12 protein-coding genes are annotated in these 12,256 nt (G+C 69.6%); 5 read left to right on the top strand and 7 right to left on the bottom strand.

Features of this window, described 5'->3' with window-relative positions:
* Positions 1 to 9: 9 nt before the first annotated feature.
* The 6 genes from ACE3RQ_RS05445 to ACE3RQ_RS05420 all read right to left on the bottom strand — a co-directional run bounded on the left by ACE3RQ_RS05445 (position 10) and on the right by ACE3RQ_RS05420 (position 7,133).
* Complete coding sequence (locus ACE3RQ_RS05445) at positions 10 to 1,062, bottom strand: phosphotransferase family protein (RefSeq protein WP_374520696.1); 1,053 nt, start codon at positions 1,060 to 1,062, stop codon at positions 10 to 12.
* The gene (locus ACE3RQ_RS05440; protein ID WP_374520694.1) at positions 1,059 to 2,276 is read right to left on the bottom strand and encodes an acyl-CoA dehydrogenase family protein; all 1,218 of its coding nucleotides are present in this window, start codon (positions 2,274 to 2,276) and stop codon (positions 1,059 to 1,061) included. The genes ACE3RQ_RS05445 and ACE3RQ_RS05440 overlap by 4 nt, the downstream gene beginning before the upstream one ends.
* 166 nt (positions 2,277 to 2,442) lie before the next feature.
* A complete protein-coding gene (locus tag ACE3RQ_RS05435; RefSeq protein ID WP_374520692.1) occupies positions 2,443 to 3,270 on the bottom strand; it encodes a helix-turn-helix domain-containing protein in 828 nt (275 codons plus the stop codon).
* A 184-nt stretch (positions 3,271 to 3,454) separates the two neighbouring features.
* Complete coding sequence (locus ACE3RQ_RS05430; protein ID WP_374520690.1) at positions 3,455 to 4,681, bottom strand: acyl-CoA dehydrogenase family protein; 1,227 nt, start codon at positions 4,679 to 4,681, stop codon at positions 3,455 to 3,457.
* Between the two features lie 48 nt (positions 4,682 to 4,729).
* Positions 4,730 to 5,512, bottom strand: a complete 783-nt coding sequence (locus ACE3RQ_RS05425; protein ID WP_374520688.1) for an SDR family NAD(P)-dependent oxidoreductase — start codon at positions 5,510 to 5,512, stop codon at positions 4,730 to 4,732.
* A gap of 25 nt (positions 5,513 to 5,537) precedes the next feature.
* Positions 5,538 to 7,133: a class I adenylate-forming enzyme family protein gene (locus ACE3RQ_RS05420; protein WP_374520686.1), complete on the bottom strand. Its 1,596-nt coding sequence runs from the start codon at positions 7,131 to 7,133 to the stop codon at positions 5,538 to 5,540.
* A 201-nt stretch (positions 7,134 to 7,334) separates the two neighbouring features.
* On the opposite strand from ACE3RQ_RS05420, the gene ACE3RQ_RS05415 reads away from it, so the two are divergent.
* Positions 7,335 to 8,135 carry a DUF169 domain-containing protein gene (locus ACE3RQ_RS05415; protein ID WP_374520684.1) on the top strand — a complete coding sequence of 267 codons (801 nt, stop codon included), beginning with the start codon at positions 7,335 to 7,337 and terminating at the stop codon, positions 8,133 to 8,135.
* Positions 8,136 to 8,150: 15 nt separating this feature from the next.
* On the opposite strand, the gene ACE3RQ_RS05410 is transcribed toward ACE3RQ_RS05415, so the two are convergent.
* Positions 8,151 to 8,696 carry a DUF2889 domain-containing protein gene (locus ACE3RQ_RS05410; RefSeq protein WP_374520682.1) on the bottom strand — a complete coding sequence of 182 codons (546 nt, stop codon included), beginning with the start codon at positions 8,694 to 8,696 and terminating at the stop codon, positions 8,151 to 8,153.
* 188 nt (positions 8,697 to 8,884) lie between these two features.
* On the opposite strand from ACE3RQ_RS05410, the gene ACE3RQ_RS05405 reads away from it, so the two are divergent.
* The 4 genes from ACE3RQ_RS05405 (at position 8,885) to ACE3RQ_RS05390 (ending at position 12,203) form a co-directional block, all read left to right on the top strand.
* Positions 8,885 to 9,691, top strand: a complete 807-nt coding sequence (locus ACE3RQ_RS05405; protein WP_374520680.1) for an enoyl-CoA hydratase/isomerase family protein — start codon at positions 8,885 to 8,887, stop codon at positions 9,689 to 9,691.
* 4 nt (positions 9,692 to 9,695) lie between these two features.
* Positions 9,696 to 10,517: a crotonase/enoyl-CoA hydratase family protein gene (locus ACE3RQ_RS05400; RefSeq protein ID WP_374520678.1), complete on the top strand. Its 822-nt coding sequence runs from the start codon at positions 9,696 to 9,698 to the stop codon at positions 10,515 to 10,517.
* 63 nt (positions 10,518 to 10,580) lie between these two features.
* Complete coding sequence (locus ACE3RQ_RS05395; protein WP_374520677.1) at positions 10,581 to 11,723, top strand: C4-dicarboxylate TRAP transporter substrate-binding protein; 1,143 nt, start codon at positions 10,581 to 10,583, stop codon at positions 11,721 to 11,723.
* Positions 11,724 to 11,906: 183 nt separating this feature from the next.
* Entirely contained in the window at positions 11,907 to 12,203 is a 297-nt protein-coding gene (locus tag ACE3RQ_RS05390) for a hypothetical protein (RefSeq protein ID WP_374520675.1), read from the top strand.
* Positions 12,204 to 12,256 lie beyond the last annotated feature (53 nt).

The following is a 12,256-nucleotide window of genomic DNA, read 5'->3' as shown; positions in this document are numbered from 1 at the left end:
TCTCCGGTGTCAGTGCACGTCGGGCGCGGCCAGCACGGCCAGGCCCACCTCGGCGAACACCTCGGTGGTTTCGCCAAAGGCCAGGGCGCTTTCGGCCACGGCCGTGCCTTCGCGGGCGCGGCGCAGCAGGCCGGCCGACATGGCGGCCTGGCGGAACAGGGCAAAGGCCTTGAAGAAGCGCAGGTCGGTCTCGGTGTCCAGCCCGTCCAGGCCCATGGCGCCCAGGTAGCGCCGCGCCATCTCGCGCTGGCTGGGAATGCCCAGCGCCGCGCGGTCCACGCCGGCGAGACCCGGCAGCAGGTAGTCGGGCGGCAGTTCCTGCACGCCCAGGAACTGGCCCAGGTCGGCCAGCGGGTGGCCCAGGGTGGAGAGTTCCCAGTCGAGCACGGCCTTCACGCGCGGCGTGCCGCGCTCGAACATGAGGTTGTCGAGCCGGCAGTCGCCGTGCAGCAGCACGGTGGGGGCATGGCCTTGGGGCACCAGGGGCGTGAGCGCGTCGATCAGCGCGTCCACCGCCGGCAGGCCCTCGGGCAGCGCGGTGCGGTACTGCTGGCTCCAGCGGTGGAGCTGGCGCTCGAAGTAGTTGCCGGGGCGGCCGAAGTCGCTCAGGCCGGTGGCGGCCAGGTCGGTGCGGTGGATGGTGGCCAGCGTGTCCAGCGCGGCGTGGTAGATCGCGGCGCGCTGCTCGCGCGGCACCTCGGGCAGGGCCACCTCGCGGTGCACCTCGCCGTCCACGCAATCCATCAAATAGAACTGCACGCCGATCACGCCCGGGTCGTGGCACAGGTGGTGGATGCGCGCCACCGGCACGGCCGTGCCGTGCAGGGCCTGGATCACGCGCACCTCGCGGTCCAGCGCGTGGGCCGACTTGAGCAAGGCCCCGGCCGGCTGGGTTCGCAGGATGTAGAGGCCGCCCTCGGCGCGCAGGCGCCAGATGGGGTTGGAGTTGCCGCCCACCAGGCGCGTGGCCTCCAGCACGCGGCCCACGCCGGGCACGTGGGTGGCGAAGTGGCGCTCCAGCCGGGGCAGGTCCAGCGGGGGGGCGCTGACCACCGCGCTCATGCCGCCCTCGCCGCGCCGTGTTGCTTGAGCAGTTGTTTGCCCAGGGCCGAGAGGTGCACCTGGTCGGGCCCGTCGCCAATGCGGATGAAGCGGGCGTACACATAGGCCTCGGGCAGGAAGGTGTCTTGCGACACGCCGGCCGCGCCAAACACCTGAATGGCGCGGTCGATGACGCGCGCGGCCATGGACGGCACCACGATCTTGGCGGCCGCGATCAAATCGCGCGCGGCTTTGTTGCCCTCGCGGTCCATCTTCTCGGCCGCCATCATGGTGAGCAGGCGGGCCTGCTCGATCTCGCAGTACGAGTGGGCAATGTCCTCGCGCACCGAGCCGTGCTCGCCCAGGGCCTTGCCAAAGGCCACGCGCGATGTGGCGCGCTGGCACATCAGCTCCAGCGCGCGCTGGGCGCAGCCGATCAGGCGCATGCAGTGGTGAATGCGCCCCGGGCCCAGGCGGCCCTGGGCGATCTCGAAGCCCCGGCCCTCGCCCAGCAGCAGGTTCTCGGCCGGCACGCGCACGTTGTCGTAGACCACCTCGGGGTGGCCGCCGGGCAGGTCTTCGTAGCCGAAGGCGGCCATGTTGCGCACGATCGTCACGCCCGGGGTGTCGATGGGCACCAGGATCATCGACTGCTGCTTGTGCCGGTCGGCGTTGTCCGGGTCGGTCTTGCCCATCACGATGAGCAGTTGGCAGGCCGCGTTCATCGCGCCCGAGGTGTACCACTTGCGCCCGTTGATCACGTAGTGGTCGCCGTCGCGGCGAATCTCGCACTGGATGTTGGTGGCGTCGCTGGAGGCCACGGCCGGCTCGGTCATGGAGAAGGCCGAGCGGATCTCGCCGGCCATCAGCGGCTTGAGCCAGCGCTCTTTCTGCGCCTCGGTGCCGTAGAGCGAGAGGATCTCCATGTTGCCGGTGTCGGGCGCCGAGCAGTTAAACACCTCCGACGCCCAGGACACCCGGCCCATCAGCTCGGCCAGGGGCGCGTACTCGGCGTTGCTCAGGCCGGCGCCGTGGTGGCCGGGCAGGAACAGGTTCCACAGGCCCTGCGCGCGGGCCTTCGCCTTGAGTGCTTGCAGAAAGGCCGGCGCGTGGCCGTTGGGCGATTGCCTGAGCGCCTCGGCGTAGCGGGCCTCATTGGGGTAGATGTGCTCGTCCATGAAGGCGGCGACTTGCGCCTTCAACTGGCTGGCCTGGGGGTTTGGCTGGTGTGGCATGTCGATCCTCTGAACAATCCGTCGGAAAACCCACGGCGAGGCCCGATCGCCCCGCCCGGCGCTGCCCGCACAGGCGAGCGCCACCCCGGCCCGCCCGCAGGCGGCACCGCTTGAATCAAACCCGGTCAGGCCGGGTGGGGACTGGGGCCGGCTGGCCCCCGAAGGCTCAGGCGAACAGGCCCGGGCCGATCACGCGCAGCTTGCGCGAGCCGGCGAAGATGTCCTTGGGCTTGAGCCCGTACACCTGCCGGATGGAATGGCTGAAGTGGGTGGAGTCGGGGTAGCCCGCGCCCAGCGCCACGTCGGTGAGCGTGGTGCTCTGGTCCACCACGTAGTGCAGCAGGCTGCGGGCGCGCTTCCAGGTGCGGAAGCTGCGGAACGATGCCCCCACCTCGCTCTTGAAGAGGTGCAGGAAACGCGAGAACGACAGGTGCACCTGCTCGGCGCAGTCTTGCGCCTGCGCCTGGCTGGAGGGGTCGCGGCGGATGCGATCGAGCACCTGGGCGATGCGCGGGTCTACCGTGCGCGAGGCCAGCGGCGAGCCGAACACCAGGGTGTCGAAATCGAGCATGGGCTCCACGGCGTTCTGGCCGTTGCGGATGATGGCCTGGTGGCAGCGCAGCACGTGGGCGCGGAACTCGTCGGCCTGCACCGCGCCATTGCCGTGGCGCAGCATCTTGGGCAGGGCCGCCATGTCCACGCTCTCGGGCTCGATGTGAATGACGGCGATGTTGCGCGAGGCGTAGGCCACCTGGTGCGGGGTGTAGGGCTGCACCACGGCCACGTGACTGGTTTCCCACTCACCGCCGTCCACGCTCACGCTCACCGGGCAGTCCAGGCCCACGTACACGCTGACCGCACCGAAGTTGCGCACCGAGGGCGCGCCCAGCAGGCCCACGTAGAACACGCGATCGGGGGTGATCCACATCACCCGCTCGTTGCTGGCGCTGCGCCGCACCACCAAGGGCCCCGTTCGATCCTGATCCACACGCATCTCTGAGTCTCCTGTGTTCGATGCTCCCGAGTTGGGAGCGCCGTGCGGCTGTTGGTCGCCGCGGTGGCGGTGGTTTCCGCCTTTTGCCCCAGTGTAGGCAAACCCCCCGGGGGCATCTTGTGTCAAATGGCTATGACTTTCGCCTTGGCGACATTCGGCACCGGAAGGGGGTGTTTTTCCAGGGTTAACCCTGAACCGCGGGCGACGGCCGGTGCTTGCGCAGCTCCAGTTTGGCGATCTGGTTGCGGTGCACCTCGTCCGGCCCGTCGGCCAGGCGCAGCAGCCGGGCCATGGCGTAGGCGTGGGTAAGGCCGAAGTCGTTGTTGGTGCCGCCACCACCGTGCACCTGAATGGCCCAGTCCACCACCTGGCAGGCCATGTTGGGCGCGGCCACCTTGATCATGGCGATCTCGGCCTTGGCCTCTTTGTTGCCCACGGTGTCCATGCGCTCGGCGGCATTCAGCGTGAGCAGGCGGGTCTGCTCGATCAGGATGCGCGCCTGCGCAATGCGCTCCATGGTCACGCCCTGGGTGGCCACGGGCTGGCCAAAGGCCACGCGCTCCTGCGCGCGGCGGCACATCTTCTCCAGCGTGCGCTCGGCCAGGCCGATCAGGCGCATGCAATGGTGAATGCGCCCCGGCCCCAGGCGGCCCTGGGCGATCTCGAAGCCCCGGCCCTCGCCCAGCAGCATGTGGCTGGCGGGCACGCGCACGTTGTCGAACACCACCTCGGCGGCGCGGTCGGGCATGCCGTAGAAGCCGAACACCGGCAGCGAGCGCAGCACGCGAATGCCGGGGGTGTCCATGGGCACCAGAATCATCGACTGCTGCTTGTGCCGGTCGGCGTTGTCCGGGTCGGACTTGCCCATGAAGATGGCGATCTTGCAGCGCGGGTCGGTGGCGTTGGTGGTGTACCACTTGTGGCCATTGATCACGTACTCGTCGCCCTCGCGGCGGATGCTGGACTCGATGTTGGTGGCGTCGCTGGAGGCCACCTTGGGCTCGGTCATGGCGAAGCACGAGCGAATCTCGCCCGCCAGCAGCGGCTTGAGCCAGCGCTCTTGCTGCTCGGGCGTGCCGTAGCGGGCCAGCACCTCCATGTTGCCGGTGTCGGGCGCCGAGCAGTTGAACACCTCGGGCGCCAGCAGCGAGCGGCCCATGATTTCGCACAGCGGCGCGTACTCCAGGTTGCTCAGGCCGGGGCCGTGCTCGCTCTCGGGCAGGAACAGGTTCCACAGGCCGGCGGCGCGCGCCAGGGGCTTGAGCTCTTCGATCACCGGCAGCACGGCCCAGGGGCCCAGGCGCTCGGCCTCTTCCAGGTGGCGGGCCTCGTTGGGGTAGATGTGCTCGTCCATGAAAGCGCTCAGGCGCTGCTTGAGCTCAACGACGCGAGGGGTGGGTTCAAAAGCCATGGGGCGAGCCTTGCAAGAAGAAATCAGAAGAGGCGGCGGCGAACCGGGTCACATCCAGCTCAGCAGCTGGCCGCCGTCCACCGTGAGGGCCACGCCGGTCATGTAGCGCCCGGCGTCGCTGGCCAGCAGCAGGGCCGCGCCGTCGAGGTCGGGCAACTGGCCGAAGCGGCGCATGGGGGTGCGCGAGATGAGGTTGTCGTCAAAGCCCTTGTCGCGGAAGGTCTGGGCCATGTCGGTCTCAAAGTTGCCCGGGCACAGCGCGTTCACCCGAATGCCGCGCGGGGCGAGTTCCACCGCCATCACCTTGGTGAGGTGGGCCAGGCCGGCCTTGGACGCGCAATAGCTGGAGAGCTGCGCGCCAGGGCCGAAGGCGGCCGTGGAGGCCACGTTCACGATCACGCCGTCGCGCTGCCTGGCCATGCGCCGCGCGGCCTCTTGCGCCACGCGGAAGTTGCCGCGCAGGTTGGTGTCGAACACCTTGTCCACCTCGGCCATGTCCTGGTCCACGAAGCGCGCGGCGTAGAGGATGCCGGCGTTGTTGAACAGCAGGTTCAGCGGCGCGCCCAGCTGCGCCTCGGCGCTGTCCATGGCGGCGACGATGGAGGCGTCGTCCAGCAGGTCCAGCGGCACGGCGCAGGCCTGGTGGCCCTCGTCGCGCAAGGCCTGCGCGGCGGCCTCGGTGCGGTCCAGCCGGCGCGCGGCCAGGGCCACCTTGGCGCCCGCGCGGGCGTAGAGCTGCGCCACGTGCAGGCCAATGCCGCTGGAGGCACCGGTGATGAGCGCGGTCTTGCCGCGCAGGTTGAACAGGGCGTCGAAATCGAGTGTGCTCATGCGAGAAGGGAAACGGAATGGCCGATCAGGCCTGGTGGAACAGGTCTTTCACCTGCGTGCGGATGATGTGTTTCTGAATCTTTCCCGTGCCAGTGCGCGGGAACTCTTTGACGATGACGATGGCCTTGGGCACCTTGAAGCCGCCCAGGTGTTCGCGGCAGTGCGCGATCAGCGTGCCCTCGTCCACCGACTGGCCCGGCGCCAGCACCACGCTGGCCACCACCGCCTCGCCCCACTTCTCGTGCGGCGCGCCCACCACCGCGGCCTCGGCCACGGCGGGGTGCTGCATCAGGCAGCGCTCCACCTCGATGGAGGCCACGTTCTCGCCGCCAGACTTCACCACGTCCTTGTAGCGGTCTTTGAACCAGATGGCGCCGTCTTCGTCGATGTGGGCCACGTCGCCGCTGTGGAACCAGCCATGGCGGAAGCTCTTCTGGTTTTCCTCGGGCAGGTTCAGGTAGCCCTGCATCACCTGCGGGCCGCGGTAGACGATCTCACCCGTCTCGCCGCGCGGCAGCAGGCGGCCGCTGTCGTCCATGATGGCCACGCGCGTCATGGCGGTGGCCGTGCCCCAGGTGTTGGCCTTGGACCACTGGTGCTCGGGCCGCTGCATGCAGGTGGCCGGGGTGAACTCGGTCTGGCCCGAGCCCAGCACCACGTCGGCGTTGGGGAACATCTCGTGAATGGCCTTCAGCCGCTCGGGCGGCATGGGCGCCATGGCGTACATGGCGCGCTTGAGCGACGGGAAGGTGCGGCCCTGGTAGGCCGGGTCGCTCAGCCACATGCCGTACATCATGGGCAGCAGCACCATCACGTTGACCTGGTGCTCGTCAATGGCGCGTGCGGTTTCGCCCGGCTCGAAGCCCTTGGTGAGCACCACCGTGCCACCCACGATGAGGAAGGGCATGGTCACCGAGTTGAGCATGGCGCAGTGGAACAGCGGCAGCCCCACCAGCGCCACCGAGCCCGGCCCGCACTGGTGGCCAATGGCGTTGGACAGGCCGGCCATGGTCACCGCCAGGTGGCTGGTGAGCACGCCCTTGGGGTTGGCCGTGGTGCCGCTGGTGTAGAGCAATTGCACGATGTCGCGGTCGTTCACCAGCACCTCCAGCGGCGCGTCGCTGCCGCTGGCCAGCAGGCGGTTGAAGTCTTGCTCGGGCGCGCAGGGGCCGCCGAACCAGAACACCTGGTTCAACTCGGGCGGGCCGTCTTTCAGCGCGGCCTCGGCCACCTCGCGCAGCGCGTGCTCGGCGATCAGCACGCGGGCCTTGGCGTCGCGCAGGCAGAAGGCGATTTCGTGCGGGCGCAGGCCCAGGTTCACCGGCATGCAGATCAGCCCGGCGCGCGCGCAGGCGAAGTAGGTGATGAGCAGCTCGGTGGTGTTGCGCGACATCAGCGCCACGATGTCCTGGTGCTTCAGGCCCAGGCCCAGCAGGGCGTGGCCCAGGCGGTCCACCTGGGTGTTGAACTCGGCGTAGCTCAGGCGGCGCTCGCCTTCGATCACGGCCACGTTGTCGGGGACCACGTCGGCCGCGCGCAGGACGATGTCGCCCACGTTGACGCGCTCGACCAGGTTCATGTCAAGGGCCGATGGGGTGAGAGAGGCGGAAGTGGCGCTCATGGTGTCTTGTCTCCGGGGGTTGATGGGCCGGGCGCGCACGCCCCGGCCCTGGCCTTTTTCGGTCCATGCTACGGGCGCACCCCGCCCCGGTCTTGTGCCAATTGGCTACCCGCGGGTATGCCCGAGGCCACACCCAGGTGGCGCGCGCCGCGCAGCCACTGCGCACAAGACCGCGCGCCGGCCTCGGCCGACACTGGCCGCATGAACACTTCTGCCCCTGACACCCCCACCGACGTTGACGGCGCCGCCCTGGTCGACGCCCTGTTTCGCCTGCTGCGCCTGAAGACCACGCCCGTGGCCATGAAGCTCTTCGAGCGCGTGGACGACATGCTGGCCGTGCCCAAGATTCGCCGGCCCAGCGGCGCCATTCACACCGCCGACCAGATCGTCGGCCAGGCCGCGCGCCTGGGCTTCACCGTGGGCATCACCGCCGACGACCTGGTGGGCCCGCAGTGCGGCGCGGTGCTGGGCCTGGCCCCGCAAGACGAAGCGTGGTTGCGCGGCGAGCCCTTTGTGGGCGTGTGGTTCGCCACCCCGGCCGACGCCGCCGCCCACCAGCGCGCCATGCACTGCGTGCCGCACGGCCGCTACCACGCCATGGCCGTGTCGCCGCTGAACACCGGGCGCCTGAGCGACCCCGACATCGCCCTGGTCTACGCCAACCCGGCGCAGATGATTCTGCTCATCAACGGCCTGCAGTGGGCCGGCTACCGCAAGCTCGAATGGGGCGCAGTGGGCGAGTCGGCCTGCGCCGATTCCTGGGGCCGCGCCCTGGCCACCGGCGAGCCCAGCCTGGCACTGCCCTGCTTCCCCGAGCGGCGTTATGGCGGCGTGGCCGACGACGAGCTGCTGCTGGCCCTCAAGCCCGCGCAACTGGCCCAGGCCGTGGCCGGCGTGGAGCGCCTGGCCCGCAATGGCCTGCGTTACCCCATCCCACCCTATGGCGTGCAGATGGACGTGCGCGCCGGCATGCAGCGCAGCTACGGCGACAAAAAAGCCTGAGCCCCCAACGGCCACTCAGCCCGTCACCGGCGCGCGGTACCAGCGCGGGTGGAACTCGCGCACCTGCGGGCCGTCGGTCATGAGCGCGTGGCAACCGTCCAGGCTGAAGGGCTTGATGGTCGGGTCTTGCGCGATGAAGGGCGCCAGCGTCTGCAGCACACCCGTGCCCAGGGTGATGACCAGTTCGCTCAGGTGGGCGCAGCCTTGCGCGGGCGGGAACAGCTCGCGCACCTTTCGGCGAAAGCCCGGCCCCACGCGCACGCCCACCAGTTGCCCGTAGGCCGGCGCGATGCGGTCGCACACGCCCGCGAAAGGGTGCGCGTCCGAGCTGGCCACGGCGGCGCGAATGGTGGCGCTGAGGTCCACCGTGAGCCGCAGCCCCATGATGTGCATGGGCTCGCCCGCGCGGCGCGAGCCCCCGGCAAACACGATGTCATTCGCCATCGTGTCCAACAGATGGCCCTCCACGTCCCACAGGCCATCGGCGCGGCGAAAGCCCTCAATGCGAATTTCGCGGCGGTTCAGGGGTTCACGGGCGGCGTCGGGCGGCGGCAAAGGCATAGGGGTTTTCTCTCAGCAGTGGCAAGGGCAATCAAGCACTTTCAGTGTGCACACGAGAGCGGCCACGGTCTTGCGCCGAATGGCTGCCGGGGCCTCAGCCAGTTGACGCAAGACGACAGCGCGCCCCCCGCCCACACTGCGCCGCAAGCCGCGCCACCGAGCGCGGCCACCCGACCACGAGACACCCCATGCCAAGCACCCCCACGCCCCCCATCCTGCTGGAGATTCGCGACGCGATCGCGCGCATCACCCTCAACCGGCCCGAGCAAGCCAACGTGCTCAACGACGAGACCGGCCAGGCCTTCATTGGCGTGGTGCGCCAGGTGGCCGGCGCCTGGGCGCGTGGCGAGGTGCGCGCCGTACTGCTGGCCGCCAAGGGCCCGCACTTCTGCGCCGGTGGCGACATTCGCGGCTTCGTGGCGGCCGACAACATCGCCGAGCTGCTGGACCGCACCATTCCCCCGCTGCACGAGGCCATCCACACCCTGAGCACCCTGCCCGTGCCGGTGGTGAGCGCGGTGAACGGCTCGCTGGGCGGTGGCGGCATCGGCATCGCGCTGTGCGCCGACCTGGTGATTGCCTCGCGTTCCATGAAATTGCGCGGCGGCTATTCGGCCATCGCGCTCAGCCCCGACGTGGGCGTGTCCTGGGCGCTCACGCGCCTGGTGGGCCCCATGCGGGCCAAGCACATCCTGTTCACCAACCAGCCCCTGGACGCCCAGCAGTGCCTGGCCGCCGGCCTGGTGGCCGAGGTGCACGACGACGACGCCCTGATGCCCGCGGCCGAGGCGCTGGTGCAGTCGCTCGCCCAAGGCGCCACCGGCTCGCTGGCGCGCATCAAGTCCCTGGTGGACCAGGCCGCGCGCCACACCCTGCACGAGCAGCTCGCGCAAGAACACCTGGGCATGGTGGCCTGCGGCGCCAGCGCCGATGCCCGCGAGGGCGTGACCGCCTTCGTGCAAAAGCGCGCCCCGCGCTTTGGGCGAAAGGCTTGACGCCATGACCGTTCCCGACATGGACACCCTGGCCATCAGCCTGCAAGACGGCGTGGCCCGCATCGCGCTGAATCGCCCCGACAAGGCCAACGCCATCAACCTGCGCATGTGGGACGAGCTGCGCGAAGCCATGCGCTGGCTCACGCGCACCGATGCCGCCCGCGTGGGCGTGCTGGAAGCGCGCGGGCGCCACTTCTGCGCCGGGCTTGACCTGGCCACCTTCGACGAGCTGCAGGCCCTGACGCAAGACGCCTGCGAAGGCCGCGCCCGCGAGCGCCTGCGCGAGCACATCCTGGACATCCAAGACACCGTCACCGCCATCGAGCGCTGCACCAAGCCCGTGATCGCCTCGGTGCACGCGGCCTGCGTGGGTGGCGGCATCGACATCATTGCCGCCTGCGACCTGCGCTACTGCAGCGAAGCCGCCTGGTTCTGCGTGAAAGAAATCGACGTGGGCCTGGTGGCCGACGTGGGCACCCTGCAGCGCCTGCCCAAGCTGGTGGGCGAAGGCCTGGCCCGCGAGATGGCCTTCACCGGCCGCCGCGTGAGCGGCGCCGAAGCCCAGGGCATGCGCCTGGTCAACCGCTGCTTCAGCAACGACGCGGCCCTGGCCGAGGGCGTGGACGAGGTGGCCCGTACGCTGGCGGCCAAGTCGCCCCTGGCCCTGCGCGGCACCAAGCACATGCTCAACCACGCCCGCGACCACCGCGTGGCCGAAGGCCTGGACCACGTGGCCACCTGGAACGCGGCCATGCTGTATTCGCAAGACCTGCGAGAGGCCGTGGCCGCCGCCCGCGAGAAGCGCGCCCCCGTGTTCCGCGACTGATTCCCCCCGACCGATTCCATCACCAGCCCCACCGAGGGCAACACCACAAGAGGAGACACAAGCATGCGATACGTCCGTTCCATCCTGGCCGCCACCGCCCTGGGCGCCGGCCTGCTGGGCGCCGCCCAGGCCCAGACCACCCTGCGCTACGCCGTGGGCTTCCCCACCGGCGCGGCGCCCGAGTCGGCCCGCATTTACGCCGAGGCGGTGAAGAAATACACCGACAACTCGGTCAACCTGAAGGTGTACGACCTGTCGCTGCTGAACCTGGCCGAGATGTCCTCCGGCCTGGGCAAGGGCCTGGCCGACATCGGCTACGTGCTCACCCAGTACACCCCGGCCGAGTTCCCGCACCTGAACATGGCCTCGGAACTGTCCATGCTGCTGGCCCTGCAGAACGTGCCCGGCGACAAGGCCGGCCTGGCCTTCGGCGGTGCCATGGCCGAGTTCGTGATGTTCCACTGCCCCGAGTGCAACGCCGACTTCGCCAAGCAAGGCCAGGTCTACACCGGCACCGGTGGCAGCTCGCCCTACATGCTCTTGTGCACCAAGCCCATGCGCACCCTGGCCGACCTGAAGGGCGCGCGCCTGCGCTCGGGCGGCGCGGCCTGGGCCCGCTGGGCCCGCCAGGTGGGCGCCACCCCGGTGTCCATGCCCGGCAACGAAATCTTCGAGGCCATGAAGCAAAAGGTGGTGGAGTGCAGCATCCAGTCCGCCCCCGAACTCAGCGGCCTGAACCTCAAGGAAGTGACCACCGACATCACCCCCGAAGTGCCCGGCGGCGTGTTCTCCGGCGCCACCACCAACATGAACATCGACGTGTGGCGCAAGCTCACCGAGGCCCAGCGCCGCGGCATGCTGCGCGCCGGTGCCGTGATGGGCGCTCAGGTCACCTACCGTTACCACGCCTACGCCAAGCGCGACGTGGACCAGGTGGTGGCCAAGGGCGCCAAGGTGCACAAGGCCGACGCCGAGCTGGTGAAGGCATCGCGCGCCGCCATCGAGGCCGACATCCCCAACATCGCCGCCACCTACACCAAGCAACACAACGTCAAGCGCGCCGACGAACTCGTGGCCGCCATGCGCCCGCTGGTGACCAAGTGGGTCAAGCTGGTGGAGCCCGTGGAAAACGCCGACGCCCTGGCCGACCTGTACTGGAACGAGGTCTACTCCAAGGTGGACGTGAAGGTGCACGGCATGCGCTGATGCTGCGTGTGCCAAGGCCCTTGACACAGGGCCTCGCACCGAGCAAAGCCCCGCTGCGCTGGCCGCGCAGGCGGGGCTTTTTCGTGGACGCGGCCGTCACGTGCTGACGCGGTGAGCACGCTCAATGCGGCGAGCGGGCCAATGCCTAAAGTGCTTGGGCTCAACACGGCGAAAGGCCCTGCCATGTACACCTTCACTCGCGAAGTCACGTTCAAGACCATGATCGATGCCCTGCGCGGCGCCCCCATCGCACAGGCCATCGCGAAGTACTACCAGGACGCCCACGGCGTGACCCTGCGCCTCTCACGCCCCGTGACCGGCGCCCCCACCCGCCTGCGCTTCACCTACGAGATGGAGTCCATCGACGCCTCGCAAGCCCTCACCCGCAAAGCCGCGATGGACCCCGCCTTCCACAAGCTGCTGGCCGAGATCGGCCCGCTGGTGGACGGCAGCAAGACCTGCGACGAGATCTGGCAGTGAGCCCGGACGGCTCGGCCCATCCGGGATACGGGCCCATCCGCGCAAACGCCATC

The sequence above is a fragment of the Hydrogenophaga sp. genome (assembly GCF_041913525.1).
GTDB lineage: Bacteria > Pseudomonadota > Gammaproteobacteria > Burkholderiales > Burkholderiaceae_C > Hydrogenophaga.
Note: the sequence above shows the minus strand (reverse complement) of the source record. Positions and strands in the feature narration are given on the sequence as shown.